Origin of the sequence: Brevibacterium sp. XM4083 (genome assembly GCF_006489205.2) — a bacterium.
In the GTDB taxonomy this organism is placed as follows: Bacteria; Actinomycetota; Actinomycetes; order Actinomycetales; family Brevibacteriaceae; genus Brevibacterium.
Genome location: NZ_VFYR02000003.1, coordinates 393967 through 420203 on the forward strand (window position 1 = coordinate 393967; position 26237 = coordinate 420203).

Consider the following 26237-nt stretch of genomic DNA (forward strand, 5'->3'; position numbering starts at 1 on the left):
CAGGTGCGCCGGAGGCTGAGAGTCAGCCTCGGTGCGAACGGGTGGTCAGAGCGTTGAAGGTCTCAGGGTTGCAGCCGCAGCTCGTGCCGATATGGAGAGCATGCGCGCAGATCACCGTGCGTGCGGAGGTTCCCGGATCGGAGATCCGCTCAAGGAGCACGCTGAATGCCGTGGTAGCCATCTCGACGACCGGTTGCACGACTGTCGTCAGTCCCATCAGGGGCGAGCGCGAGCGCGCAAGACCGTCGCTGCCGACGACGATGAGGTCATCGGGGATGTCGATGCCGTTGACGAGCGAGTGTTCGATGATGCCCAGTGCGACCTCGTCCGAGCCGCAGACGATTGCTTCGGGGCGGTCCCGCGGATCTGCGAGCAGCTCTTCGGCGGCGACCCGTCCCCCGTTGCGGTTGAGCGGAGTGCTCACCCGCCAGCGACCGGGAATGACGATCCCATGATCGGCGGCCGTGGCGATGAACGAGGTTTCACGGGTCGCCGAGGCGGTCGAGAATCGAGGACCGATGACCGTGGCGATCCGACTGACGCCGTGGTCGAGCACGTGAGTCATGAGTTCCCGCGCGGCTCGTTCGTCGTCGATCCCGATGAAGCTCGCGTCTGCGTGCTCGACGGTGCGGGAAAGGTTGACGACCGGGATCTTGGCAGCGCTGAGCGTGCCGTGCAGACGCGCGTCAAGACGCATCCCGCCGGTCGAGATCACGCCGTCGACGTTGCGCGCAGCCATGGTCGCGGCCACGTGGGCAAGGCGTTCGGGATCGTCGCCGGTGGTGGAGACGAAGACGTCGAATCCCTCTTCGGCGGCGGCTTCGATGATCGCCTGTGCCCAGTGCATGTGCATGTAGTTGACCATCGAGGGCACGATGAGTCCGATGACGCGGGTGAGCGTTCGGTTGTGCTTCGCCGTCGTCAGCGGAGACCGGTAGCCGAGTTCGTTCGCCGTCTCGATGACGTGTCGGCGCACCGTCGAGGACACGCCCTGCTTGCCGTTGAAGACATAGCTGACGGTAGCGGTGGAGACGCCGCAGGCGCGCGCCACCTGGGCCGCGGAGACTCGCGGTCGAGGTTTCGCCGTCCGGTTGTCGTTGTGCATCGTCTGGTCCTTCACGTCCTTGTGCAGATCGAATACTGCCATTGGACGCCCACTCACATTCGTTAAGCAATGTTAAGCAGCAGGAAGGGGCTCTGACGATGCGGCCTACTCCTCCGCGCCGAGATCCGAGCGGCCCCGCGCCTGGGACATGTAACCGGCCTTGGCACGGCGGGGAACGACGACGACGGGGACCGGCGAATTCTGCAGGATCCGCATCGCGTGGCTGCCGAGTGACACCCGTTTGAGCGTGCCGAGCCCCGAGGATCCGAGCATCATCACCTCGGGGTGCTCCCAGCCGATGCTCTCGAGCGCGGCCGCCCAGTTCGGCCCGGTGCCGATCGCGACCTCCGTCTCCCCCGGGTTGATGTGGAGCTGGCCGATCGAGCAGAGGATCTCATCGGTGTCGCGGCGGACGACCTTCGTCCACTCGTCGACGATCCCCGCCTCGGCGTTGAGCCCGATGCTCGCCGCCGACAGCACACGCGAACGCGGAGCGAACGACGCGATGCGGAAGGGAACCCCGGACTCCTGGGAGACGAACGCGGCACCGAGGATGAGCTCCGCCGAGGTCGACGATCCGCTGTAGGCCGCGGTGATCCGCTTGAGCCTCGCCCCCGCCTCGGCGCGGAACCCCAGAGGGGCGAGGACGACGGGCAGCTCCGCACTGTGGAGGAGTCCGTTCGTCACCGACCCGAGCGTGATCCGCCCGTCCCGACCGTCGGCGGCCGAACCGACGACGAGCCGGTACGCCCCGACGCGGCGGCAGACCTCGAGCAGGCCGCGGCGGGAGGAGCGGGCCGCGTGGACGATGTAATCGGCCTCGATGTCATCGGGAATGAGCGGTCGCACCTCCTCAAGGGACGCCTCGGCGACGGTGCGGATATAGGACTGGAACTCCTGGTCGACCTTGTCGCGGTTCGGCGGCCACGCCGTCGAACTCACCGACACCAGGGTGAGTGAGCGACTGTACGACCGGGCGAGCACGACTCCGAGCTCGACCGCGGAAGCGTTCTCCTGACCTGGGGCGACACCGACGACGATGCTCATCGCTGACCTCCTGCGGCGTCGCGGTCGGCGGCGGCCATCTGCTTGCCGAGAACCGAGTTCTTCCGGCCGAAGACGAGGTAGAGGCCGATGATGACCGCCGTCCACACGACGAACACGACGATGGTGATCGGGCGCAGGCTACTGATGATCCACAGGCAGCCGAGGATCGAGAGGATCGGCAGGACCGGGTAGAAGGGCACCTTGAAGCCGCGTTCGAGGTTCGGTTCGCGCACGCGGAGGATGATGACGGCGAGGGCGACGACGACGAAGGCGACGAGGGTGCCGATGCTCGTCATCTCGGCGAGGAAGTTGATCGGGATGAAGCCCGCAAGGATGGCAATGACGACGGAGACGACGATCGTGCCCTTGACCGGGGTCAGCGTGCGGGGGTTGACGTCCTGGAAGAGCTTGGGCATCATCCCGTCGCGAGACATCGTGAAGAGGATGCGGCTCTGACCGTAGATCGAGACGAGGGTGACGCTGAAGATCGAGATGACGGCACCGGCGGCCACCACGGTGCCGGGCCACGTCGAGCCGACGATGTTCTCGAGGATCGCCGACAGTCCGGCATCCTGCCCCTCGAACTCCTCCCACGGCTGCGCGCCGAGGGCGGCGACGGCGACGAGGACGTAGACGGAGGTGATGATGAGCAGGGCGAAGATCAGCGCCTTGGGCATCGTCTTCTTCGGATTCTTCGTCTCATCGCCGGCCGTGGCGACGGCGTCCATGCCGACGTAGCTGAAGAAGATGATGCCGGCGCCGGAGACGACGCCGGAGAGACCGAACGGAGCGAAGTTCGCGAAGTTGTCGGAGTTCCAGCCGGTGAGGCCGACGACGATGAAGAAGACGAGAACGGCGACCTTGATGCACACCATGACGGTGTTGACGACGACCGATTCGCCGGTGCCGCGGACGAGGAGGAAGCAGCACATCGCGAGCAGAAGGATCGCGGGAAGGTTGACGATGCCGCCCTCCTCCGGGGCGTAGGCGAGCGCGTCGGGGATCTGGAAGCCGAAGAGGTTGAAGAGGAGCTGGTTGACGTACTGCGACCAGCCGACGGCGACGGCGGCCCCGGCCACGCCGTATTCGAGGAGAAGACACGCGGCCACGCCCATTGCGGGAAGCTCACCGAGGGTGGCGTACGCGTACGAGTAGGAGGACCCCGACACCGGCACGCTGCCGGCGAGCTCGGCGTAGCAGATCACCGCGAGACCGGCGACGACGCCGGCGATGACGAAGGACCAGATGACGGCCGGACCGGCGACGGGCACCGATTCGGAGAGGATGAAGAAGATGCCCGTGCCGATCGTCGATCCGACGCCGATCATCGTCAGGGAGAAGAGCCCGATAGTGCGCTTGAGGTCGCTGCCGGACTCCTCGCTGTCGCGCGGCACCGGTTTCACTCGGAAGAGCTGTTGTCGCAGGGTGGCCATGACCGTCCTTCCCGACGTCATCGTCGTTGTTGCAGGGCGCGACGCCGAACCGCCGATCGGTCGCAGCAGGCCGCGCAAGTCACTTCTGTTATGCAGACCTTAGTCGACTGTGCGCCGATCGACGGATGAGCCAGGCGAATTGATGCGATGTCTTCGCGGGTCGCGGGGTGTGCGCGCGAGCGAGCGCCGTCGACCGCCATCGTTATTCAACCAAATGGTTGACAAAAACCCTGCGCAGCCCTACCGTTGTAATCAACCGAATGGTTGAGAAGCCGTTCACTGGCGACGGCAGCCGAAGGAGGTGCGGTGACCGACCAACTGTCGAAGGTGTTCGCGGCGCTGTCGGACCCCACGCGCAGGGACATCGTCGCCCGCCTCAGCGTGGCCGACGCCACGGTGAGCGAACTCGCCGAGCCCTACGACGTCAGCGTCCAGGCGGTGTCGAAGCATCTCAAGGTGCTCGAGGACTCGGGACTCGTCACGCGCTCCCGGGACGCCCAGCGTCGACCAGTCCATCTCGAGGACAACGTCTTCGATCTCATGACGAAATGGATCGAGCGCTACCAACACCAAGCCGAGGAGCGCTACCAGCGCCTCGACGCGGTACTCGACGAGATGGCCGCGGACGAGGACGGGGAGGACGCGAACCCGGGGACCGCCTCGGCGAGCTGACGCCCAGCACGACCACACCACCGGAAACGATCGACCGACACTGATGCAAAGGAGCATGACATGACCACCGACACCGATTTCAGCACGACGCGAATCGAGGCGCCCGAGGGCGTCCAGACCGTCTCGATCACCCGCGATTTCCAGGCACCGCCGGAGAAGGTGTTCCGGGCGCACGTCGACCCGGAGCTGTTCATGAAGTGGAACGGACCCGCCGAGATCACCAACACGGTCCGCGCCTGGGATCCGACGACCGGCGGGAACTGGAGCTACGTCTCCACCGACGACAACGGCGAGTACGGATTCTTCGGCTCGTTCCACGATGTGCGCGAGAACGAGCGCATCGTCCAGACCTTCACGTACGAGGGCTTCCCCGACGCCGTGAGCCTCGAGATCCTCACGCTCACCGACCTCGGCGACGGACGCACCCGGCTGAGCTCGACGGCGATCTTCGACTCCCTCGAGTCCCGCGACGGCATGGTCGCCTCGGGCATGGAGACCGGAATCGTCGAGGGCTATGACAAGCTCGACGCCCTGCTCGCCGAGGCGGGATGACCCGAGCTGACTCTCCCGGGACTGCTCCCGGGAGAGTCAGCTGCCGGCGGCAGGACTCTCCCGGGAGCGGTCGGCGGCTTCGGCCACCATCGCGAAGTACGCATCACGGCTGCGACGGACATGGACGGACATGAGGTCAGCGGCGGTTGCCTCCTGCCCGACGTCGACAGCGGCGAGGATCCCCCGATGCTCCGACCACGCCTGCGACCCGCGGGTGGTGACGTTGAGCGAATACAGCCATTCGATCTTGCCCGAGATCTGTCTCAGCAGGCTGGTCAGCGACAGACTGCCGCTGAGTTCGGCGATGGCGAAATGGAAGCGCATGTTGAGTTCGGCGAGCTCGTCGAAGCGCTGCCGCGCGATGACAGCATCACCGTCGTCGAGGATCACCGTGATCTCCTTGCGCACCTGCCGCCACTGCGCATCGGTCGCCCCGCCGCTGCTCTGCGCGGCCGCCCGCTTCGCCGCCTTCCGTGCCGTCGCCGATTCGAGGACGTTGCGGATCTCGAAGAGGTCCTCGGCGTCATCGACCGGCGAGGGGGCGACCACACTGCCGACGTACGGCCGGGATTCGACGAGCCCTTCGGACTCGAGCGCCCGCAGCGCCTCGCGGATCGGGATGCGAGACACCGCGTAGTGGGTGGCGAGCGCCGCCTCCCGCAGCTTCGTGCCGGGTGGCAGCACACCGGCGATGATGTCGTGACGCAGCAGCGCACCGACGGCGGCGGCACTCGACCCGCTCATCATCGCCCCGCCGCGTAGCCTTGGGCACCGCGCGGATTCGCCGCCGCCGCGAGCGTGCCTGTCGTCGGTTCGCGGGTCACACACGACAGACGGCCGAGTTCCCAGTCGCCGGCCCGGGTCACCGCATGTCCGCGCTCGATGAGCCCTGCAATGACGTCCTCGCCGAGGCGGTCCTCGACGACGGCGCCCGCCGGCACCCAGGTGCGGGGCCAGAACGACCCGGCCAGCGCCGTCGTGTGCAGAGCCGGCGCGTCGATCGCCTGCTGGGGCGCGTATCCGCCGACGAGCATGCGGAGGATCATCAGCAGCTGCCACTGCTCCTGCTGGTCGCCGCCCGGGGAGCCGAACGCGATGATCGGCTGCCCGTTCTGCGAGATGAGCGTCGGTGTCAGGGTCGTCCGCGGGCGCTTGCCCGGCGTCAGCGCCGACGGCGAGTCCGCGTCGAGCCACGTCATCTGCAGGCGCGTGCCGAGGCAGAACCCGAGTTCGGGCACGACCGGCGACGACTGCAGCCACCCGCCTGACGGCGTGGCGGAGATGATGTTGCCCCAGTGATCGACGACGTCGATGTGGCAGGTGTCGCCCTTGCTGACTCCGTTCTTCTGGACGGTCGGCTCACCGATTCCCGCTCTGCTGAGCTCCTCCCGGTCCGCGCCTTCGGGGACGAGCGGCGGGGTGAACGTCGGAGCCTCGCCGGCCCGATTCGGCCCGGGTCGGAACTCCGCCGAGGCAGTGTCGGCGATGAGGTTGCGGCGGCTCGCGGCGTACTCGTCACTGAGCAGCCAGTCAAGGTCGACCGCGGCGTCACCGTAGTAGGCGTCGCGGTCGGCCATCGCGAGTTTGAGGGCTTCGAGGATCGTGTGGGCGCCGATCTCCGTCGACGGATCGAGGCGCTCGTCGTCGAATCCGTCGAGGATCGTCAGCGCCTGGAGCAGTGCCGGCCCCTGTCCCCACGGTCCGATCTTCGCGATCTCGTATCCCCGGAAGTCGATCGTCACCGGCGTCTCGTATCCTGCGTCGAAACCGGCCATGTCAGCGACCGTGATGACTCCGGCGTGGTCACCGCCGGTCGAATGGCGGTGAGGGGTCCGCACGAACTCGGCGATCGCCTCGGCGACGAATCCGGTCTTCCACTCGGTCCGGGCGGCACGGATCCGCGCCGCCCGGGCATCCGCACGGTTCCTGGCCCGGCCGCCGTCCGGCCCGTCCGCGCTTTCACCGGCGGCAACGCCCTCACCGGCGGCGATGAGTCGTCGGAGCACCTCGGCGTAGGCCGGATTGACGATGATCTCTCCGGGCTCGGGAACCCGGCCACCGGGCATCCACAGCTGCGCCGAGGTCGGCCAATGGTCGGTGAAGAGCTCCTGCACCCGCTCGATGGTGCCGACGACCCGCGCGAGGACGGGGTGTCCGTTCTCTGCGTAGTCGATCGCGTAGGCGAGCACCTCGGCGAGCTCCCAGGTGCCGTGGTCCTCGAGGAGGGCGAGCCACGCGTCGACGGAGCCGGGCACGGCAGCGGCGAGGGCACCCGCTCCGGGCACCATGTCGAGCCCCTCGCTGCGGAAGTGCTCGATGGTCGCCGCCGCCGGAGCCGGGCCCTGGCCCATGAGGATCTGCGGGGAGGACGGGTCCTCGGCCGTGGCGAACACCCCCGTCATATCGCCGCCGGGCCCATTGAGGTGGGGTTCGACGACGTGGAGGACGAAGGCTCCGGCCACCGCGGCGTCGAAGGCGTTGCCACCGCGTTCAAGGACGGCCTGCGCCGAGGCGGTCGCGAGCCAATGCGTCGATGCCGACATTCCGAAACGGCCTTCGAGCGTCGGGCGGGTCGTGAACGCGGCAGGCGCGGTAAAGGTCATATCGGTGTCCCTCCGTGGAACCGGTGACGCGTCGGGAATTCGTCGTTGAAGCCATCGTAGGCAATCGGGAGAGCGATGCCGGCCTTCCGTTTGCATACAATCTATCGACGGTTATGCTTTTTGTATACAAACCCAAGGAGTCTCCCGCACCGTGGGAGGCCCGATTCGGGCCGGTCCCCAACCGGCCCGCGACTGTGCCCGGCACTGCGCAATCCGCAGGATCCGCGCCAGTCGAGAGAGCCGCGCGCTCGGGCGGCCATGACCTGGCCGAACAGGTGCCGGCTCAGCAATGAGACGACAACACGTACGACTCACCCTCACCCCCACGCGCGTGCGAGAGCACGCGCGTGGACCCCTCCTGACAGGCGGCCCCCGCCTCTGCGCGTGGACCCCTCCCGACGAAAGGGGCGCAATGGATCGCCGCCTCGACCTCGCGATGCTCCTCGTCCTCACCTTCTCAACAGGGATGGTCGACGCGATCGGCTATCTCGGATTCGACAAGATCTTCACCGCGAACATGACCGGCAACGTCGTCATCCTCGGCATGGCGCTCACCGGCGCCGACGACCTGCCCGTCCTCCGCCCGGCGCTCGCGCTCGCCTTCTTCATGGTCGGCGCGGCACTCGGCGGACGCATCCTCGGCCGTCGCGGCGAGGCCTGGCACCACCGGACGACGCTGATCTTCACGCTCGTCGCGCTCGGCTGCGCGGCGCTGTCCGTCTACGTCGCCGTCGTTCCCGATCCGGCCCTCGGGGCGTCCGGCACGATCTTCACCTCGGCGCTCTCCACGCTCATGGGCGCGCAGGCCGCCGCGGCACGGCGGATGAAGATCGCCGATGTCACGACCGTCGTCGTCACCTCGACGATCGTCGGTCTCGCCGCGGACTCCCGGCTCGCCGGCGGCGACAGCACGAACTGGATCCGCCGTGGCCTCGCCGTCGCGCTCATCCTCATCGGCGCCCTCGCCGGGGCCGCCTCCCTGCTCATCAACCAGTGGATCGGCATCGCGCTCGTCGCCGTCATCATCGCCGTCGCCGCGGTCATCGGCCACCGTGCGATGCATCGCCGCACCCTCGCCGAGGCGGTCGCCGCCTGATCCGCACAGGCCGGGTTCGTCTGTCGCCGCGGTGAGAGGCGGTTCGGCGTCGCGGTGGTCACCCGCATCGATCGCGTGTGCCGCCTCCCGCTCACTCTGCGGGGATCTCCGGCAGCAGCCGGGGGCCCGAGCCGTTCGTCCCGAGTTCGTCATCGGGATTGAGCACGCGGCAGCTCTTCAGCGACACGCACCCGCACCCGATGCACTCGACGAGTTCGCTCTCCATCCGCTCGATCTCCCGCCGCCTGGCCTCGAGCTTGCCGCGCCAGCGCTCACTGATCCGCCGCCAGTCCGCCTTGCCGGGCATCCTGTCCGACGGCAGGTCGGAGAACACCTCGGCGACCTCGACGAGGGGAATGCCCATCCGCTTGGCCACCTGGATCACCGAAACCCGGCGGATGACGTGGCGCGCGTAGCGTCGCTGCCCGCCGGAGGTCCGGGTCGAGGAGATGAGTCCCTGGCGTTCGTAGAAGTGCAGCGCCGAGACGGCAACGCCCGTGCGCCTCGCGACCTCACCGACCGAGAGCAGATCGGTGGGCGAGGGCTTCGCGTCGGGAGAATTCTTCACATTCATCATTGACCTCAACTTTGGTTGAGGTTTTAGCGTAGCCGATATGAGAGACGACGACAGGCCCCCAACTGCCTCCGATCCGACAACGACTCCCGATCCGACGACGAGCATGCCGCGTCAAACCGGCAGCTGGCGCGAGCTCTTCGGCCCCGACCATCTCACCGCCTCCCTCGTGCTGGCCGGCGGCATCGCCGTCTACGCGATGAACACCTTCGTCACCGCCGCCCTCCTGCCCTCGGCGATCGCCGACATCGGCGGCGAACCCTACTTCGCCTGGGTGACGACGGCCTTCCTCGTCGCCTCCGTGCTCACGTCGATGCTCGTCGCCCGCACCCTCGGAGCCTGGGGTGCCGCCCGCGCGTACCTCTTCGCCTTCGTGCTCTTCGCCGCCGGCTCCCTCGGCGCGGCGCTCGCCCCGACGATGGAGCTGCTCGTCGGGGCCCGCATCATCCAGGGCGCCGGCGGCGGTCTGCTCGCCGGCCTCGGCTATGCGGTCATCCGTGACGCGCTCCCCCGCAGGCTGTGGACGCGCGCGACCGGACTCGTCTCGGCGATGTGGGGCGTCGGCACCCTCGTCGGGCCGGCCGTCGGCGGCCTGTTCGCCCAATTCGACTTCTGGCGCGGCGCGTTCTGGCTGCTCACCCTCATGTCGCTGGCGCTGGGACTCATGGCGGTGCGCAGCCTGCCCGGCCGCTCCGCCGACCGGCCCGACTTCGGACGGCTGCCCTACGCCTCCCTGACTCTCCTCGTCCTCGCGGCCTCGGCATTCAGCGCGGCCGCCGTCGTCCCCGTCGGCGCGCCGACGGCCGTGGCCCTGACGCTCGGCGTCGGCCTCGTGCTCGCCTTCGTCCTCACCGACAGACGCTCCGCATCGCCCGTCCTCCCCCACATCACCTACCGCCGCGGCAATCCGCTCAAATGGATCTACCTCGTCCTCGGCATCCTCTCCTCCGCGGCGATGATCGAGATCTTCCTGCCGAAGTTCGGCCAGGAGCTCATCGGGATGTCCCCGTTCCTCGCGGCCGTCTTCGGCGTCGCCATCTCCGTGGGCTGGAGCTTCATCCAGATCTTCAGCGCGAGCGTCGACAGCGCCCGTCTCGCCCGCCGCTTCATGGTGCTCGGGCCGATCCTCGTGACCGCAGGCCTGACCGTCTACGCACTCACCCAGCACGTCGACGGACGGTGGATCGCCTGGGTCTGGGCAGCGGGGCTCGTCGTCGCCGGAACCGGCATCGGCCTCGCCTTCCCTCACCTCAACGTCGCGGCGATGAGCAGCAGCGACGACCCGGTCGAGGGCTCGAAGGCGGCCGCGGGACTCGGCACCGCGGAACTCATCGCCAACGCGATCGCCTCAGCCCTCGTCGGCGTGCTCGTCGCCGTCGGCGGCCCCGGCGCGGGCGGGTCGACGACGATGGGTGCAGGGCTCGCCGCCCTCGGTGCCGTCGGCGTCGTCATCGCCGTGCTGACCTTCCGCACCCGTTCGCCGGGGTGACGTTCCATCACGTTCGCCCACCTCGGCGCCCTCGTTCAGCACTTCGCGTGAAAATCGCGTCTTGGGAGAGCCGATTCTCACGCGAAGTGTTGAGCGAGCACTGACAGGCGAGTCACGCCGACTCCCGGTCTACCCGCGCAGTCGCGTCATCTCCGGATCGTAGAGAGGTTCGGCGGAGACGGTCGCCGGCACCCGGCGCCCGAAGTACTCGATCTCGACGGGATCACCGACGGACAGGGTGTTCGGCAGCCACGCGTAGGCGATCGCCTTCCCGATCGTGTACCCGTACGCCGCCGAGGTGACGTACCCGTCGGCCGCACCCGACCCCGAGGCGGTGCCCGATCCTGAGGCCGCACCCGACCCCGACACAGTACCGCCCACCGCGGCACCACCGCCGGCCTCCGACCGCCCGACGTAGACGGGTTCCTTGCCGAGGACGATGTCGCTCGGCTCATCGAGGGTGAGGCACGTGAGCTTCTTCTCCGCCGCCGCGGCACGGGCCGCGAGCGCCGACTTCCCGACGAAGTCATCGGTCTTCGAGGCCTTGACGGCGAAGCCGAGACCGGCCTGCTCGGGTTCGTGCTCGCTCGTCATGTCCGTGCCGAAGGACCGGAAGCCCTTCTCCAGTCGCAGGGAGTTGAATGCCTCCCGACCGGCGGCGATGATCCCGAACTCCTGTCCGGCCTCCCACAGCACATCCCAGAGCCGGTGCCCGAGATCCGCCGAGGTGTAGAGCTCCCAGCCGAGCTCCCCGACATACGACAGCCGCATCGCCGTGACCGGGATGCCGGCGATCGTGATGGGCTTCGTCCGGAAGTACTTGAGCCCCTCATCGGTGAGGTCGTCGTCGCTGACCGCGGCGATGACGTCCCGGGCGCGCGGTCCCCACAGGCCGATGCAGCACGTGCCTGGTGTCGTCTCCCGCACCGTCACCCACTGGCTCGGGTCCTCCTCGGTCTGCCGCCGCGCGGCCCGGGAGATGTAGGCGAGATCGATATTGCTGTTGGCCCCCACCTGGTAGGTCTCCTCGTCGAGGATCGCCACCGTGATGTCCGAGGTGATGCCGCCGGCCTCGTCGAGGAGCAGCGTGTAGCTCACCGCTCCGGGCTTGCGCAGCATCGACGAGGTCGTCAGCCCGTGGAGCAGTCGGCCGGCTCCGGGACCCTTGACCTCGAAGCGCTTGAGCTGGGTCATGTCGAACATCGCGACGTTCGTCCGCGTCTTCCACGCCTCGACGGCGGCGATCGGCGAATGGAACTGGTCGGCCCACGCCTCCCGCTCCGGGGCCCGCCACTCCTCGGGCAGCTCGTCGAGCAGCGCGGCGTTCGCTTCGTACCAGTGCGGGCGCTCCCACGCCGCGGCTTCGAGGAACACCGCCCCGAGCCGCTTCTGCTGCTCGTTGAATGGGCTGAGCCGCACATCGCGCGGTGAGACCCGGGGCTGGAGCGGGTGGAGGACGTCGTAGATCTCGCGGAAGTTCTGCTGCGAGGTCTCGCTGACGTACTCCGGTGTCGTCTGGACGTCCTCGAAGCGGTTGAGGTCGAGCCCGCTGAGGTCGGTCGACGAGTGCCCGCGGGCGATGAGCTCGGCAACGGCCTTCGCGACGCCGCACCCGTGGGTGACCCACACCGCCTCGGCGACGAAGAATCCGTCGACGTTCCGGGACTCCCCGACCAGCGACCCGCCGTCGGGGGTGAAGGAGAAGATGCCGTTGAAACCGCGTTGGATGTCGGTCTGTGCCAGCTCCGGGAGGATCTGCCGGCTGAGCTCCCACTCGCGCTCGAAGTCCTCGGGGGTGAAGGTCAGGGACGACGGCATCCGCTCGGACGTGATCTCGTCGGGGTCGTACGCCGGCAGCTCATCGAGGTCGACGGGCATCGGACGGTGCGCGTACGAACCGATGCCGATCCGCTCGCCCCATTCCCGGTAGTAGAGGTCCTCGTCCTGGTAGCGCAGGATCGGCGCCTGCGCACCGTTGGGCAGCTCGTTCTTCCCGACCAGGCTCGGAACCTCGGTCGACCACGCGAACTGGTGGGCCAGCGGCAGCAGCGGGATCGGGGTGTCGGCCATCGCCCCGATCGTCGGTCCCCAGAAGCCTGCACACGAGACGACGATGTCGGCGGGGATCCGCTCGTCGCCGGCGATGACCGCCGCGACCTTGCCCCCGGCATGCTCGATGCCGGTGACGACCGTGCGGTCGCGGAACTCGACCCCGGCGGCTTGGGCGCGCTCGATGACGAGCTGTGTGCCCCGCGCCGCCAGCGCCAGTCCGTCGCCGGGGGTGAAGAGGCCGCCCAGGACCATGTCCGGGTTGAGCATCGGGAAGAGCCGCACCGCCTCCTCGGCGTCGACCACCTCGGCGTCGACACCCCACGCGCGGTTCCAGCCGGCCCGCCGGTCGAGGTCGGCGAGCCTCTCCGGGGTCGTCGCGATCTCGAGCCCGCCGACGGGGAGGAACGATCCCCGCCCGTTAGGTCCGGTCAGCGATGTCAGCTTCGCGATCGTGTACTGCGCGAACTCCGTCATCGACTTCGACGGATTCGACGAGAACACGAGTCCCGGGGCGTGCGAGGTCGAGCCGCCGGGGATGGACAGCGGCCCCTGTTCGATGACGAGCGTGTTCGTCCAGCCCAACTGGGCGAGCTCATCGGCGAGGTTCGCCCCGACGATGCCCGCTCCGATGATGACGACCCGCGGTGAGGAATTCGACACTGGGTTCTCCTTGCTGTGGTGACGCTGCGATGGACAGGTGTGGTGATGCGTTCGCCGAGGTGGTCGCCCCGTCCCGTCCCCGCGCCGAGGCGGGTGCCGGGACCAGGGACCTCGTGGCCTAGGCGTCGATGACGAGATCGGTCGTCGCTGTCGAGCAGCAGGGGAGGAATTTCCCCGCCTCGATCTCGCGGGCGCGGATGCCGCCCTGGTGGTTCATGTCGACCTCCCCGTCGAGTTTGACGACCTTGCACGACCCGCACATGCCCTCCTGGCAGTTCGCTCCGATCCGCACCCCGGCCCGCCGTGCGGCCTCGAGGATGTTGGCCTCCGGGGCGATGCGGACATTCACCCCGGTGCGGAGGAAGGCCATGGTGAGTTCGCCTTCTCCCACGGTAGCGAAGCTGTCCGGATCCGCGGGTCTCGTTTCGCCATCATCGGCACTCTCGGAGGTCGTCTCGCCCTCGGCGGGCACGGCCTCGAGGGGGACGCCCACGGCAGCGTCGGCCGCCTCGGCGTCGTACTCGGGTTCGTAGAGGTCGAGGGCGGCCGGCTGCTGTTCCCAGTACTCCTCGGTCGACGAGGCGATCTCCCCGGCGATCTCTCCGGCCAGCGCCACCTCCTCGGCGTATTCGAGGCGGGTGGCCCGGTCGCCGGAGAAGAACTCCATGAAGATCGAGGTGTCGTCGACGCCGACCCGACTCAGGCATTCCGTGGCCGTGTTGAGGTATCCCTCGGGCCCGCAGGCGAAGACCTGGCGTCCGTTGGCGTCGGGGACGACCTCGTCGAGGAGCGCGGCCGAGAGCCGGCCTGTCCGTCCCGTCCACGCCTCCGCCGTCTGCGCCCGATCGCCGAGGCAGTAGACGACCTGGATCCGGAAGTCGGCCTTCTCGAGGAAGTCGAGCTCGTCGGTGAAGGCGAAGCGGTCGGGCTCCGACCCGTGGTAGAGGAGGATGACGTCGGCCTGCCCGGGCAGCGAGTGGATCGTGCGGATCATCGACATCAGCGGCGTGATCCCGGCCCCGGCCGCGAGCAGCAGGTAGCGGGCCCGTCGGTCCCAGTCGGCGAGGTGGAAGGCGCCGACGGGACCGAGCATCTCGAGCACCGTGCCCGGCCTGATCGACTCGTGCGCCCACGGTGAGACGAGCCCGTTGTCATCGCGTTTGATCGTCACGGAGAACGTCCACGGTTCGGTGGGCGCCGAGGACAGGGAGTAGCTGCGGGACTCCGGCTCCGCCTCGGCGCCGTAGATGGGGAAGTCGATGTTGACGTACTGTCCCGACCGGAACGCCAGCGGTGCGCCGTCGGTGCGGCGGAAGACGAACGTCATCATGTCCCCGGCCTCGGGGATCGTCTCGACGCATTCGGCGGTGAACTCCTGCGGATGCCACGGTCCCAGCGCGGTCGCGGCACCGGCCGGGCCCGCGGTCGAGCCGAGGACCCGGTTCCACGGCATCTCGAGGCCGCGGATCCGCTGCGCGAGCGGGATGGTCGGGTCGGCGATCGACCTCATTCCACGTGCTCCCGCATCCGGCCGACGTACCAGTTGATGAAGGCCTCGACCTGGTATTCGCTCTTCATGTACGGGCCCTGTTCGTACATCGGGCTGGCCGCGCCTTGCTGGCAGAGCTCGACGAACGCCTTGTCCTGGAGGTTCGTCTGCTTCCACGTGTGGGTGAGCGTCTCGAGGTCGTAGTCGACGCCCTCGACCGCGTCATCGGCGACGAGCCACGTCGTGCGCACGAGCGTCTGGTGGGCGCTGATGGGGAACGCGGCGAAGGTGATGACATGGTCGCCGAGGAGGTGGAACCAGCTGTTGGGCTGCAGGTGCATCGAGCACCGCCCGAGCCGGAAGTCCGGCAGATCGCCGAGGAGCTTCTTGACGAGCCGACGCCCGTCGGCGGAGAACGACTCGCCCTCCCCATCGAGGGACTCCCGGGAGATCCGGATGCCGGCGACGCGGGTGTCGAGCTCCTCGATGACCTCGTACGGCAGCCCGTAGCGGCGGCACCGGTACTCGAGCGAGGCCTGCGCCTGCTGGTTGCGTTCCCACACCTCGGTCAGGTGCGGGGGCACGGTCTCGTCGCTCAGCCCCCAGGTCGGGAAGAGCGAGCACGCGAGCTCGGGATGGCCGTCGCAGTGGTAGCACTCACGGTTGTTCTCCATGACGAGCTTCCAGTTGCCCTCCTCGACGATGTTCTGCTGGTAGGCGACCTTCGTCTTCGCGAGCTCGTGCGGACCGACGTAGGGCGCGAAGAGGTCGGCCACCTCGGCGAAGTCCTCCGGCGGCTCCTCGGCCAGGCAGAGGAAGACGAGGCCGGCGACGACCGTCGCATGGGCGCGCTTGAGCGCGTAGCAGGCCTTGTCGAAAGACATCTCCCCCGGCGCCGAGGCGTGGATGAGCTCGCCGTCGGGCGAATACGTCCACGAGTGGTAGCCGCACACGAGGTTGCCCGTCGTGCCCGAGGGCTCGGTGAGGACCCGGGCGCCGCGGTGGCGGCAGACGTTGTGGAGGGCGTTGACGCCGCCGTCGTCGGTGCGCAGGACGATGAGCGAGTACGGCCCGAGGTGGAGGGTGATGTAGTCACCGGGCTCGGGGATCTCGGCGACGCTGCACGCGAAGACCCAGTGCCGTCCGAAGATGCCCTGCATGTCGAGGTTGAAGAGGTGGTCGTCGGTGTAGAACGGGGCTTCGAGTGAGAAGCCCTGGCGCCTGGTGTCGAGGAGGAGGCGGATCTCGTCGAGCCTCTCCTCGCTGATCCCCGCGGGGAATCCCTGCTTCGTCGGTGCCAGGTTGGTAGCGGTCAATTCCGATCTCCCTTGATGCGCTCATGAAGGCGAGCGGCCCCTCGGGCGTGGCCGACCCATCGCCCAGCCCCGCCGCCTCGCTGATGTCACGATAGACCTGGCGAACACTGCGGGAAAAGCGCGAGATTCCGGAGATCAACGTGCGGAATCAGTGCATAATGTCAGCATGCTTGACCCGCGTCTCATCACGCTGCGGACGTTCGCCGAATCGGGCACGATCGCGGCCACCGCAGAGCTCACCGGATACTCCCCCTCGGCGGTGTCCGCGCAGCTGCGCGACCTCCAGAATGCGCTGGGAATGACGCTTCTGACCAAGGACGGGCGCGGCCTGCGGCTGACGGCGACGGGCCGCTATCTCGTCCGCCGGTCCGACCGGCTGATCTCCGTGTGGGAGGAGATCCGCGCCTCCTCGTTCACTGCCGGTGACCAGGCGCCTTCCCATTTCGGGATCGGCGGGTTCTCGACCGCCTCGGCGAATCTCCTCGCTCCGCTCGCGGCCAACCTGCGCACCACCCATCCGGAGGTCAGGGTCCACGTCATCGAGGCGAGCCCGAGCCGCTGCTTCGACCTCCTCGTCGCCGAGCGCATCGACCTCGCCGTCGTCGTCTCCCCGCGTGGGGACGCCCGGGCGGAGAACGATGCGCGGTTCGAGAAGGTCGACCTCCTCGACGATCCGCTCGATGTCATGGTGCCCGCCGACCACCCGGTCGCCGGTCTCGACGCGGTCGATCTGTCGGATCTCGCCGGCGAGGACTGGATCACCGCGGTGCCCGGCTCGCCGTACCACGCGCTCTTCATCGCCGCGTTCACTGCGGCCGGGCTGACGCCGACGATCGCACACGAGTCCGTCGAGTGGGAGACCTCGGCTGCGCTCGTCGGCGCCGGCATCGGGGTCAGCCTCGTCCCCCGGCTCGCGAACCTCTCCGGAGAGGACAACGTCAGGCGCGTGCGGCTGACCGGCACGGCCCGACTCTCGCGGAAGATCATCGCCGCCGTGCGCACCGGCAGCCGCGGCTCACCGCTCATCCGCGAATCCCTCCGCCACCTGCGCGCGACCTCCCAACGGATCCTCGCCACCCGCCTCGGCGAGCCCGACTGACGAGGTGGGGCGGACGTGCGGGGCGGGATGCCAGGCGGGGGGGGTGCGCGGAGGCGTGTCCAGCCCGCAGCGATTGCGCGCAAGACAGCCGCGTGCGAGGAGGCGAGCACTGCCTTCCTCCACCAGCGACACCGACGCAGTGATTTGACAAATACGCCCTCACCCAACGCCCGCTGACGCATCGACGCCCTCAACCGACAAATACGCGGTTAGCACACGGCGTATATGTCGGTTCACCGCGTCAAAGGACACTCCCGGCCGGTTGCGCACCGGCTGAGCCCCCGCGCCGAGGCGGTTGCGGCGGAGCGGGCACGGGTCTGACCCAAGGAGGCGGTGTGCGCGGAGGCGTGTCCCGCCCGCAGCGATTGCGCGCAGGGCAGCCGCATGCGAGGAGGCGAGCACAGCCTTCCTCCGCCCGCGACACCGACGTGGCGAACCGACAAATACGCCCTCACCCAACGCCCGTCGACGCATCGACGCGGTGAACCGACAAATACGCCGTTAGCGCACGGCGTATATGTCGGTTCGGGGCGTCGATGTCTCCTGCCCCGTCTCCTGCCCCGGAGTCGCACAGTCCGAACTCGGGTATTGACACGGACGGAGACGCCCAGCAAGACTGACAGCACGTCTGATACAAGACTGATATTTCAGGAGGCCGATCGGTTCTCCCGCCGATCACGTCCTCACCATCAGCTCCGAACGGAGGCTCAAGGATGAGCAACAGGGCAATCAGCTACGCAGGTCCCGGCAAGGTCGAGGTCATCGACACCGAGTACCCGGAATTCGTCCTCAAGGACGGCCCCGGCGTCAATCCCGCCAACGTCGGCCGGAAGGTCGACCACGGCGTCATCCTCAAGACCGTCGCCACGAACATCTGCGGCTCCGACCAGCACATGGTCCGGGGCCGCACGACTGCTCCCGAGGGTCTCGTCCTCGGTCACGAGATCACCGGTGAGGTCGTCGAGGTCGGTCGGGACGTCGAGTTCGTCAAGGTCGGCGACCTCGTCTCGGTGCCGTTCAACATCTCGTGCGGCCGCTGTCGGAACTGCAAGGAGGGCAAGACGGGAATCTGCCTCAACGTCAATCCCGACCGTCCCGGTTCGGCCTACGGCTACGTCGACATGGGCGGCTGGGTCGGCGGGCAGGCCGAGTACGTCCTCGTCCCCTACGCGGACTGGAACGTCCTGAAGTTCCCGGACAAAGAGCAGGCGATGGAGAAGATCCTCGACCTCACGATGCTCTCGGACATCTTCCCCACCGGATTCCACGGCGCCGTCGGGGCGGGAGTGCAGGTCGGCTCGACCGTCTACGTCGCAGGCGCCGGTCCCGTCGGTCTCGCGGCGGCCACCTCGGCGCTTCTCCTCGGTGCCGCCGTCGTCATCGTCGGCGACCTCAACGAGGACCGACTGGCGCAGGCGCGGAGCTTCGGCTGCGAGACGGTCGACGTCTCGAAGGGCGACCCGAAGGATCAGATCGAGCAGATCCTCGGTACCCCCGAGGTCGACTGCGGCATCGACGCCGTCGGCTTCGAAGCCCGCGGACACGGCAAGGACGCCGGACACGAAGCACCCGCGACCGTGCTCAACTCGCTCATGGACATCACGCGGGCCGGCGGCAGCCTCGGCATCCCCGGGCTCTACGTCACCGGTGATCCCGGCGCCGTCGACGAGGCGGCCAAGGAGGGCTCGCTGTCGATGCGCTTCGGTCTCGGATTCGCCAAGTCGCACGTCTTCGTCACCGGCCAGTGCCCGGTGATGAAGTACAACCGCGGCCTCATGCAGGCGATCCTCCACGACAAGGTCTCGATCGCGAAGAACGTCAATGCCACGGCGATCTCGCTCGAGGACGCCCCGCAGGGTTACGCCGACTTCGACTCGGGCGTCGCGAAGAAGTTCGTCCTCGACCCCCACGGCCTCATCAGCGCGTGATGGGCTGAGGCCGCGCGAGCCGAAATTGTGCCCTGCGCGGCGAGCGCTGCACCGCGGTTCCGGGGCTCGCACGGCGAGCGCACGAAGAGGCCCGGTGGGCGAAGGAGAATCGCTCCTTCGCCCACCGGGCCTCACGCGCTCATCGACGTCGCCGCGTCTGCAGGCGGCACGTCACTGCGGTCCCCGGAGCGAAGTCGTCTCGGGCATCAACCCCACGCCAACCCTCACCCCGATCACTTGAAGTTCGGCACGACCTCGTCGATGAAGAGCTGCAGCGAGGCCTTCTTCTCCTCGTGGCTGAGCGCATTGTCCGACCAGAAGCTGTACTCGTCGTAGCCGAGGTCCGCGTAGTGCCTGATCCGCTCGGTCACCTCGGCCGGGGTGCCGATCATCGCCGACCGGTGGAGGGACTCGAGTTCGAACTCGGGACGGTCGGCGAAGCGCTCCTCGGGGGTCGGGTCGAGGAAGCCGTCGACGGGGTCCTTCTTCCCGAACGCCCACGCGGAGAACGTGCGGTAGTACTTGTTGATGCCGGCGGCCCCGACCTTCCAGCCCTCCGGATCCTCCGGGGAGTGGAGGTAGGTGTGGCGCAGCACCATGATCTCCGGGCGCTTCTCGACCTCGGGGTGGGCGGCGAGGGCCGTCTCGAACTTGTTCATGAGGTCCTCGACCTCGCGGTCGTCCTTCATCAGCGGCGTGACCTGGACGTTGCAGCCGTTGGCGACGGCGAAGTCGTGGGTCTCGGGGCTGCGGGCGGCGAGCCAGATCGGCGGCGTCGGCTGCTGCACCGGTTTGGGCACCGCCGTCGAGACGGGGAACTGCCAGTGCTCGCCGTCGTGGGCGTAGTCGCCCTGGAGGAGAGCGCGCATCGCAGGCACGAGCTCGCGCAGGTACTCGCCGCCGTCGGCCGCGGGCATGCCGCCGGCCATCCGATCGAACTCGAACTGGTAGGCCCCGCGGGCGATGCCGACCTCGGCGCGCCCGCCGCTGATGACGTCGAGGAGCGCGACCTCACCGGCGGCGCGCAGCGGGTGCCAGAACGGGGCGATGATCGTGCCCGACCCCAACCGGATCGTCGAGGTCTGCGCGGCGAGTGCGGCGAGCTGCGGCATCGGGCTCGGCGAGGAGACGTACTCCATCGAGTGGTGTTCGCCGATCCACACCGTGCCGAAGCCTCCGGCCTCGGCGATCTTGACGAGTTCGACGAGGTTGGCCCAGTGCTGTTCGGGGCTGATCGAGTCGTCCCAGCGTTCCATGTGGAGGAAGAGCGAGAAGCGCATCATCGGTCCTTTCCATCCGCCGGCGGTGCCTGGCGGATCTCTGCTCGTGGGGTGAGCGAGTGGTGTCGTTGTGGTGGTGAGTTCGCCGAGGCGGCCGTGCCACCCGCAGCCGGCCCCGGTCCACCCGCGGCAGGCCCAAGTCCGCCCGCGGCAGGCCCGGGGCCGCCGCGGTCAGCGGGTCAGCCGGAGGCTTCGCGTTCGGCGATCGTCGTGTTCGACCGCGACCAGAGCTCCTTGTCGACTTCGCGCACGATCACTGTGATGTTCTCGTCCGCGGCGCCCGTGGTGCGGGCGGCGACGTCGTGGACGCCGGCGATGAGGGCGCGCAGCTGCTCGGGCGTGCGGCCTCGGCCGATCGAGATGTCGATGAGCGGCATGTCCTCACCTTCCCAGCACGAAGGGATCGGCGACCGGGCCTTCGTCCGTGTTGATCCAGATGCTCTTGAGTCGGGTGTACTCGTGCATCGACTCGATGCCGTGCTCGATGCCCACCCCGGAGTTCTTGAATCCCTGTCGCGGCGACATCGGCGACATCGCGCGGTACATGTTGATCCAGATCGTGCCGGCCTCGAGCTGCTGGGACATCCGCATGCTGCGGGCGAGGTTCTGGGTCCACACCCCGGCGGCGAGCCCGTAGTCGGTGTCGTTGGCGAGCTCGAGGACCTCCTCCTCGGTGTCGAAGGGCATGACCGCGGCGACGGGTCCGAAGATCTCCTCCTGGACGACGCGCATGTCGTTCGTCGTGTCCGTGAGCACGGTGGGCTGGAAGAAGTAGCCGGGGAGGTCGACGTCGGGACGGTCCCCGCCGTAGGCGATCCGTCCGCCCTCCGAGACGCCGAGGTCGACGTACTCCTTGACCTTGCCGAGCTGTGCTTCGAAGGCCAGCGGCCCGAGTTCGGTCTCCGGGGCCATCGGGTCGCCGATGACGATGGAGGCGGCCCGGGCGGTGACCTTCTCGAGCAGCTCATCGTAGATCCCGCGCTGCGCGAAGACCCGGGACCCGGCGATGCACGTCTGCCCGGCTGCCGCGAAGATGCCGGCGATGACGCCCATCGCGGCATTCGAGACGTCGGCGTCGTCGAAGACGATGTTCGGGCTCTTCCCGCCCAGCTCGAGGGTCGAGCCGATGAACCGGCCTGCAGTCGCCGAGGCGATGGCTGCGCCGGTGCGGGTCGATCCGGTGAAGGAGATCTTCGCGAGCTTCGGGTTGTCGACGAGCGCCTGCCCCGCCTCGGCACCGAGACCGGTGACGACGTTGACGACACCGGCGGGGAACCCGGCCTCATCGGCGAGCTCGGCCAGGCGCAGGATCGTCCGCGAGGTGTATTCGCTCGGTTTGATCACCGCGGTGTTGCCGGCAGCCAGTGCCGGTGCGAGCTTCGAGAGCGTCAGCGTCATCGGCGAGTTCCACGGGGTGATGAGCCCGACGACGCCGAGCGCCTCCCGCTGCGTGAAGTTGATGACCTCGGGCGAGTTCGTCGGGATCTGCGACCCCTGCACCTTGTCGGCGAGTCCGCCGAAGTAGTAGAGGTATTCGGGCAGCCCGGCGAGCTGGCCGACCATCTCCCGCAGGAGCTTGCCGTTGTCCTGGCTCTCGAGCCGCGCGAGCTCGTCGGCGTTCTCCGTGATGAGATCGCCGAACCGTCGCAGCAGGTGCCCCCGCTGGGTCGGCGTCATCCGCCGCCAGATCCGTGAGGAGAAGGCCTGCGCGGCGGCATCGACGGCCCGGTCGACATCGGCCGCCGTGCCGCGGGCGAATTCGTAGAGGGTCTCCAGCGTCGCCGGGTTCGTGCTCGTGAGGTAGCCGCCGTCGGCCGGGGCGCTGTGCTCCCCGCCGATGAAGTGGTCGAGTCGCAGCGTCATCGCTGACTCCTTTCGCTGTGGTCGTGGGCAACGGCAGTGTGGTCGTGGTCAACTGGGCTGCCGCCTTGGGCAACGGGACTGTCGTCGTCGAGGACAGCATCCAGATCCGTGGGAACAGCACTGTCGTCGATGAGCGCGCCCACCCGGCGGGCGAGCGTCTCGGGATGGGTGACGGGAAGCATGTGGCGGGCACCCGGAATGATGACCACCTCGGCGCCGGTGATGAGCGCGCCGAGGCGACGGCTCATATCCGGTGTCGACCCGGGGTCCCTCTCCCCGGTGATCGCCAGGGTCGGGGCGGTGATCGCCGGCAGCCGCGGGGCGATCGCCCGGTCGCCGGTGGCGAACACCGCATACGCGTGCCGATAGGAGTCGGGGTCGTTGGCGAGCAGGACCGTCCGCGTCTCCTCCCGCCAGTCCGTGGTCTCCGGGCTCTCCCCGGCGGGGAACCAGCGGTCGAGCGCACGTTCCATGCTGCCCGTGAAGTCCTCGTACGCACCGTCGAGGCGGGCCCGGACCGCGGCGGCCTCGTCATCGGTGCGCGCGGCCACGGAGCTCACGCACGTCAGGGTGCGGACGCGTCCGGGCAGCGTCGCCGCCAGCTGCTGGGCGATGAGCGAGCCGAGGGAGAATCCGACGAGATGGACGGGTCCGGCGGGCATGCGCGCGGCGATGTCGCCGGCCATGTCCTCCAGGGTCGTCGCCTCGGTCAGCGGCGGCTGGCTGCCGTGCCCGGGCAGATCGAGGGCGACCGTCGGACGGTCGAGGCGGTCCTCGACGCGCGCCCACACGGTCCGGTCGAGGCCGACCCCGTGCAGGAGCACGACGGGGGTGCCCGCATCCTCAGCCATCATCGCGCCGACTACTTGTCCGCCGAGAGCGGGGCGAGCCGCTCCTGCGGCCGTCCGCCCGTGGCACCGGCGAGCGCGACGAGGATCTCGTCGGCGTGCGGGGCGTCGGAGACCCGCCATTCGAAGGTCTGGTGGTGTGAGCGGATCGTCGCATCCGTGAAGTGCTTGAGCGGGATGTCGAAGATCGCTCCTGCGTCCGCGCGCTTCTCGACGGCGGGCAGCAGGGTGCTCGCCGAGGCGGCCCTGCGGAAGTGGTCACCGAACTTCAGCGTGTGGATGAGGGCAGAGCCGTGCTCGATCTCGCCGTCGAGTCCGACGATCGCCGCCTTCCCGTACGCTTCGAGCTCACCGCCGAGGGCCTCCATGACGCGGGGAGCGAGCAGGGCGCCGAGGTCGCTGGCCGTGGCGTCGATGCCGGGCCCGAGGTCGTCGACGAAGCCCTGCCCTGCCCACGGGTTCTCGATGACCGCGGCGACGGCGGCGACGCGGGTGATCGGGTTGACGTCGCGTCCGCCCTCGGTGAGCACGTCTTCGACGACGGTGGTGATCTTGCGAACCTTCATGAGATGAGTCCTTTCAGGATGTCGGTGGTCACGGCGCCGTCGGTGCGACGGTCGCCGATGCGGGCGAAGGGCCGGGGCCCGTTCGAGGCCGCGGCGATCACGCAGATCTCGTCGGCGTGAGGGGCGTCGGGGAGATTGACCTCGATCGACTGGTAGTGGTCGCGTGAGGTCGCGTGGGTCTTGTGCCACAGGGGCACGCGGATCGTCGTCCCGGCTGGTCCGCGGCCGTCGGCGAAGCAGAGCACCGAGGTGCCGGCGAGGAGCTCGCGCATGATGTTGCCGAAGTACGGGGTGTGGATGAGGGCGCCGGCGTGTTCGAGCTCCCCGCCCGTGCCGACGACCGCACCCTTCCCGAAGGCCTCGACCGCCTCGGCGGATCCGATGGCCGCCAGCAGACGGTCAGTGAGCACCTTCGCGAGCACCGGCGCGAGCTCCTGCGTCGCGGCGGCGAGGTCGGCCGCGGGTCCCTCCCCGATCCACGGGTTGGGGACGACGGCGACGGCGGCCGCCTGGACGAGCGGGCGGTCGAGGTCGGTGCCGGCCTCGGAGAGGATCTCCTCGCGGTGGACGGTGAGAGAGCGCACGCCGAGGCGGCGGGCGAGTTCGTCGAACGACGCAGGCAGGCGCTCGGTCGGGGCTGCCGCGCTCACTGTGCCTCCTCGGTGCCGGCTCCGGCGGTCTGCCGGTCCTGTTCGGTCAGGGAGAGCAGGGCCGCGCGGGAGGAGGCGCTGACGTGTTCGCGCATCGCGATCTCCGCGCCGATGGCATCCTTGTTCTCGATCGCGTCGATGACGGCATGGTGTTCGCCGACCGATTCGCTCAGCCGGCCCGGCCGCTGCACGGCCTGGAGGACGATGCGGTGGTAGGCGAGCTGGTGCATGAGGCGCTCGTAGGTCTCGGTGAGCTTGCGGTTGTCGGCTCCGCGGACGAGCGCCCAGTGGAATTCGTGGACGAGCCGGGCGTAGGTCTCGGCGTCCTCGGCCAGCGCCGCGGCGTCGGAGGCATCGGAGTTGTCCTTGAGCATCGCGAGCTCGGGGATCGCCCCCCGCTTGGCGAAGAGGTTCGCGGCGAGGCCCTCGAGGGACTCCTTGAGCTGGAAGAGCTCGACGATCTCCCGGCGCTTGGGCTGGCGGAGGAACGTCCCGACCCGGGGGCGGATCTCGACGAGGCCCTCGCGCTCGAGCTGCTTGAAGGCCTCGCGGACCGGGGTGCGGCTGACGCCGAAGGATTCGGCGAGCGTCGATTCGGGGATCATGTCACCCGGCTCGTACCCGTCGCTGAGGATGAGCGTGCGGACCCGGTCGAGGAACGATTCGGTCTGTGCGTCGCTGGAGATCTGTTGCATACAAGAAATCTACTTGCATACATGCGAGCATGTCAACAGCATGGTTGAAACCTTGATTTCACTGAGTTTCCCGAATCTGTTGACGGATGCATGGTGGCCAATCTATGGTCTCTGGTATGCAAGAAACACAGAATGCCGCCCTCAGTGGTGTGAAGAAGACCATCAGCGACGCGTGGCACGCCGTCTGGGACACCGATGACCTCGACGCCTTCGACGCCCTCGTCACCGACGACTACGTCCGCGTCTCGACGAATTCCGGACAGGAGAAGGACGCCGCCGCGATCAAGGAGGAGATCGGCGAGATCCGCGCCGCGTTCCCCGATCTCACGACGACGATCGACCACATCCTCATCGAAGGCGACGAGGGTGCGATCTACTGGCGCTCCGTCGGCACGTTCACCGAGCCGATGGGCGACATCCCGCCGACCGGGCAGCAGGTGACGACCCACGGCTCGAACCTCATCACCCTCGACGGCGATCGGATCGCACGGGAGACGGTGACCTGGGATGCCCACGAGCTGCTGGCCGACCTCGGACTGAAGTCGCTGTCCTCGGCGTTCGAGGTCGCCCCCGACGACGTCGTCACCGCCGATCTCACGGGCAGTCCGACGAAGGATTCGCTCAAGGCCTTCAACCGGCAGTTCATCACCGGCGTCACCGTGGTGACGACGACCGACGACGAGGGCAGGCCCCGCGGCCTCGCCGTCAACTCCTACAACTCCGTCTCCCTCGACCCGCCGCTCGTCCTCGTCTGCGTGCAGAAGACCTCGTCGACGTATCCGGCGCTGTTCCGTTCGACGCACATGGGCATCAACATCATGAGCCGCAACCAGCGGGACACGATCGGCGTCTTCGCCTCGAAGGCCCCCGACAAGTTCGCCACCCTCGACTGGCATCCCGCCGCCGGCGGCTCGCCGCTCATCGACGGCTCATCGGCCTCGATCGAGGTCGAGATCAAGGAGCGGTTCCAGGCGCTCACCCACACCGTCTTCATCGGCCGGGTCAAGAGCGCCGAGACCTCGGAGGACTCCCCGATGATCTACAAGGCGGGCAGGTTCTTCGACAGCGAGGACCTCACGTCCCTCGACTGAGCCATCCCGACCGCCGTCCCCACCGGTCGAGTGCCCCATCCGACACCGGAGTCCCCGCCAGCACCCCCTTACCCGCTCCCCTGAGCACCGCAGCTCCACCAGCACCACCCGCAGACCGATCACCGAAGT

23 protein-coding genes are annotated in these 26237 nt (G+C 68.5%); 7 read left to right on the forward strand and 16 right to left on the reverse strand.

Features of this window, described 5'->3' with window-relative positions:
* Positions 1-22: 22 nt before the first annotated feature.
* The 3 genes from FJ887_RS11090 to FJ887_RS11100 all read right to left on the reverse strand — a co-directional run bounded on the left by FJ887_RS11090 (position 23) and on the right by FJ887_RS11100 (position 3585).
* The gene (locus FJ887_RS11090; protein WP_137826200.1) at positions 23-1147 is read right to left on the reverse strand and encodes a LacI family DNA-binding transcriptional regulator; all 1125 of its coding nucleotides are present in this window, start codon (positions 1145-1147) and stop codon (positions 23-25) included.
* A gap of 63 nt (positions 1148-1210) precedes the next feature.
* Positions 1211-2152: a universal stress protein gene (locus FJ887_RS11095; RefSeq protein ID WP_137826201.1), complete on the reverse strand. Its 942-nt coding sequence runs from the start codon at positions 2150-2152 to the stop codon at positions 1211-1213.
* Positions 2149-3585, reverse strand: a complete 1437-nt coding sequence (locus tag FJ887_RS11100) for an APC family permease (RefSeq protein ID WP_137826202.1) — start codon at positions 3583-3585, stop codon at positions 2149-2151. Before FJ887_RS11100 ends, FJ887_RS11095 begins: the two co-directional genes overlap by 4 nt.
* Positions 3586-3891: 306 nt before the next feature.
* On the opposite strand from FJ887_RS11100, the gene FJ887_RS11105 reads away from it, so the two are divergent.
* Complete coding sequence (locus tag FJ887_RS11105; protein ID WP_137826203.1) at positions 3892-4257, forward strand: ArsR/SmtB family transcription factor; 366 nt, start codon at positions 3892-3894, stop codon at positions 4255-4257.
* Between the two features lie 60 nt (positions 4258-4317).
* A complete protein-coding gene (locus FJ887_RS11110) occupies positions 4318-4809 on the forward strand; it encodes an SRPBCC family protein (RefSeq protein ID WP_137826204.1) in 492 nt (163 codons plus the stop codon).
* Positions 4810-4845: 36 nt separating this feature from the next.
* On the opposite strand, the gene FJ887_RS11115 is transcribed toward FJ887_RS11110, so the two are convergent.
* Together FJ887_RS11115 and FJ887_RS11120 are read right to left on the reverse strand one after the other, a co-directional pair.
* Complete coding sequence (locus tag FJ887_RS11115) at positions 4846-5553, reverse strand: GntR family transcriptional regulator (RefSeq protein WP_140955390.1); 708 nt, start codon at positions 5551-5553, stop codon at positions 4846-4848.
* Entirely contained in the window at positions 5553-7412 is a 1860-nt protein-coding gene (locus FJ887_RS11120) for a gamma-glutamyltransferase family protein (protein WP_140955391.1), read from the reverse strand. Before FJ887_RS11120 ends, FJ887_RS11115 begins: the two co-directional genes overlap by 1 nt.
* Before the next feature lie 412 nt (positions 7413-7824).
* Here FJ887_RS11120 and FJ887_RS11125 point away from each other — a divergent pair, with 412 nt between their 5' ends.
* Entirely contained in the window at positions 7825-8508 is a 684-nt protein-coding gene (locus FJ887_RS11125; RefSeq protein ID WP_137826207.1) for a YoaK family protein, read from the forward strand.
* Positions 8509-8599: 91 nt separating this feature from the next.
* Here FJ887_RS11125 and soxR read toward each other — a convergent pair whose 3' ends face one another.
* Positions 8600-9076 (reverse strand): redox-sensitive transcriptional activator SoxR, encoded by a 477-nt coding sequence (gene soxR, locus FJ887_RS11130; RefSeq protein WP_395948329.1) that lies wholly within the window; start codon positions 9074-9076, stop codon positions 8600-8602.
* A gap of 112 nt (positions 9077-9188) precedes the next feature.
* On the opposite strand from soxR, the gene FJ887_RS11135 reads away from it, so the two are divergent.
* Positions 9189-10571, forward strand: coding sequence for an MFS transporter (locus tag FJ887_RS11135; protein WP_137826209.1), 1383 nt, complete (start codon positions 9189-9191; stop codon positions 10569-10571).
* A gap of 129 nt (positions 10572-10700) precedes the next feature.
* On the opposite strand, the gene FJ887_RS11140 is transcribed toward FJ887_RS11135, so the two are convergent.
* From FJ887_RS11140 to FJ887_RS11150, 3 genes are all read right to left on the reverse strand, one after another.
* Positions 10701-13283, reverse strand: a complete 2583-nt coding sequence (locus FJ887_RS11140; RefSeq protein ID WP_137826210.1) for a GcvT family protein — start codon at positions 13281-13283, stop codon at positions 10701-10703.
* 118 nt (positions 13284-13401) lie between these two features.
* Positions 13402-14793 (reverse strand): flavin reductase family protein, encoded by a 1392-nt coding sequence (locus FJ887_RS11145; RefSeq protein ID WP_137826211.1) that lies wholly within the window; start codon positions 14791-14793, stop codon positions 13402-13404.
* On the reverse strand, positions 14790-16040 hold the full coding sequence (locus tag FJ887_RS11150) for an aromatic ring-hydroxylating oxygenase subunit alpha (protein ID WP_395948332.1): 1251 nt from the start codon (positions 16038-16040) through the stop codon (positions 14790-14792). Before FJ887_RS11150 ends, FJ887_RS11145 begins: the two co-directional genes overlap by 4 nt.
* Before the next feature lie 214 nt (positions 16041-16254).
* Here FJ887_RS11150 and FJ887_RS11155 point away from each other — a divergent pair, with 214 nt between their 5' ends.
* Entirely contained in the window at positions 16255-17187 is a 933-nt protein-coding gene (locus FJ887_RS11155) for a LysR family transcriptional regulator (protein ID WP_137826213.1), read from the forward strand.
* A 713-nt stretch (positions 17188-17900) separates the two neighbouring features.
* Entirely contained in the window at positions 17901-19115 is a 1215-nt protein-coding gene (gene fdhA / locus FJ887_RS11160; RefSeq protein WP_137826460.1) for a formaldehyde dehydrogenase, glutathione-independent, read from the forward strand.
* Between the two features lie 233 nt (positions 19116-19348).
* On the opposite strand, the gene FJ887_RS11165 is transcribed toward fdhA, so the two are convergent.
* From FJ887_RS11165 to FJ887_RS11195, 7 genes are all read right to left on the reverse strand, one after another.
* Positions 19349-20398, reverse strand: a complete 1050-nt coding sequence (locus FJ887_RS11165; protein ID WP_223289820.1) for an LLM class flavin-dependent oxidoreductase — start codon at positions 20396-20398, stop codon at positions 19349-19351.
* 176 nt (positions 20399-20574) lie between these two features.
* On the reverse strand, positions 20575-20772 hold the full coding sequence (locus FJ887_RS11170) for a tautomerase family protein (protein ID WP_137826459.1): 198 nt from the start codon (positions 20770-20772) through the stop codon (positions 20575-20577).
* 4 nt (positions 20773-20776) lie between these two features.
* A complete protein-coding gene (locus FJ887_RS11175) occupies positions 20777-22258 on the reverse strand; it encodes an aldehyde dehydrogenase (RefSeq protein ID WP_140955392.1) in 1482 nt (493 codons plus the stop codon).
* Positions 22255-23109, reverse strand: a complete 855-nt coding sequence (locus FJ887_RS11180; protein ID WP_171007092.1) for an alpha/beta fold hydrolase — start codon at positions 23107-23109, stop codon at positions 22255-22257. Before FJ887_RS11180 ends, FJ887_RS11175 begins: the two co-directional genes overlap by 4 nt.
* A gap of 11 nt (positions 23110-23120) precedes the next feature.
* The gene (locus FJ887_RS11185; RefSeq protein ID WP_137826457.1) at positions 23121-23672 is read right to left on the reverse strand and encodes an amino acid synthesis family protein; all 552 of its coding nucleotides are present in this window, start codon (positions 23670-23672) and stop codon (positions 23121-23123) included.
* Positions 23669-24322 (reverse strand): amino acid synthesis family protein, encoded by a 654-nt coding sequence (locus tag FJ887_RS11190; protein ID WP_212743348.1) that lies wholly within the window; start codon positions 24320-24322, stop codon positions 23669-23671. Before FJ887_RS11190 ends, FJ887_RS11185 begins: the two co-directional genes overlap by 4 nt.
* Positions 24319-25017, reverse strand: coding sequence for a GntR family transcriptional regulator (locus tag FJ887_RS11195; protein WP_137826456.1), 699 nt, complete (start codon positions 25015-25017; stop codon positions 24319-24321). Before FJ887_RS11195 ends, FJ887_RS11190 begins: the two co-directional genes overlap by 4 nt.
* 116 nt (positions 25018-25133) lie before the next feature.
* Between FJ887_RS11195 and FJ887_RS11200 the strand changes: the two genes are divergently transcribed.
* A complete protein-coding gene (locus FJ887_RS11200) occupies positions 25134-26108 on the forward strand; it encodes a flavin reductase (protein ID WP_171007091.1) in 975 nt (324 codons plus the stop codon).
* The last annotated feature ends 129 nt before the right edge of the window (positions 26109-26237 follow it).

Coding starts and splice junctions, on each gene's coding strand:
- FJ887_RS11090 (WP_137826200.1), bottom strand. CDS start 1,147: ATGGCAGTATTCGATCTGCACAAGGACGTGAAGGACCAGACGATGCAC.
- FJ887_RS11200 (WP_171007091.1), top strand. CDS start 25,134: ATGCAAGAAACACAGAATGCCGCCCTCAGTGGTGTGAAGAAGACCATC.
- fdhA (WP_137826460.1), top strand. CDS start 17,901: ATGAGCAACAGGGCAATCAGCTACGCAGGTCCCGGCAAGGTCGAGGTC.
- FJ887_RS11165 (WP_223289820.1), bottom strand. CDS start 20,398: ATGATGCGCTTCTCGCTCTTCCTCCACATGGAACGCTGGGACGACTCG.
- FJ887_RS11195 (WP_137826456.1), bottom strand. CDS start 25,017: ATGCAACAGATCTCCAGCGACGCACAGACCGAATCGTTCCTCGACCGG.
- FJ887_RS11185 (WP_137826457.1), bottom strand. CDS start 23,672: ATGAAGGTTCGCAAGATCACCACCGTCGTCGAAGACGTGCTCACCGAG.
- FJ887_RS11145 (WP_137826211.1), bottom strand. CDS start 14,793: ATGAGGTCGATCGCCGACCCGACCATCCCGCTCGCGCAGCGGATCCGC.
- FJ887_RS11180 (WP_171007092.1), bottom strand. CDS start 23,109: ATGGCTGAGGATGCGGGCACCCCCGTCGTGCTCCTGCACGGGGTCGGC.
- FJ887_RS11120 (WP_140955391.1), bottom strand. CDS start 7,412: ATGACCTTTACCGCGCCTGCCGCGTTCACGACCCGCCCGACGCTCGAA.
- FJ887_RS11100 (WP_137826202.1), bottom strand. CDS start 3,585: ATGGCCACCCTGCGACAACAGCTCTTCCGAGTGAAACCGGTGCCGCGC.
- FJ887_RS11175 (WP_140955392.1), bottom strand. CDS start 22,258: ATGACGCTGCGACTCGACCACTTCATCGGCGGGGAGCACAGCGCCCCG.
- FJ887_RS11125 (WP_137826207.1), top strand. CDS start 7,825: ATGGATCGCCGCCTCGACCTCGCGATGCTCCTCGTCCTCACCTTCTCA.
- FJ887_RS11170 (WP_137826459.1), bottom strand. CDS start 20,772: ATGCCGCTCATCGACATCTCGATCGGCCGAGGCCGCACGCCCGAGCAG.
- FJ887_RS11115 (WP_140955390.1), bottom strand. CDS start 5,553: ATGAGCGGGTCGAGTGCCGCCGCCGTCGGTGCGCTGCTGCGTCACGAC.
- FJ887_RS11155 (WP_137826213.1), top strand. CDS start 16,255: ATGCTTGACCCGCGTCTCATCACGCTGCGGACGTTCGCCGAATCGGGC.
- FJ887_RS11110 (WP_137826204.1), top strand. CDS start 4,318: ATGACCACCGACACCGATTTCAGCACGACGCGAATCGAGGCGCCCGAG.
- FJ887_RS11135 (WP_137826209.1), top strand. CDS start 9,189: ATGCCGCGTCAAACCGGCAGCTGGCGCGAGCTCTTCGGCCCCGACCAT.
- FJ887_RS11095 (WP_137826201.1), bottom strand. CDS start 2,152: ATGAGCATCGTCGTCGGTGTCGCCCCAGGTCAGGAGAACGCTTCCGCG.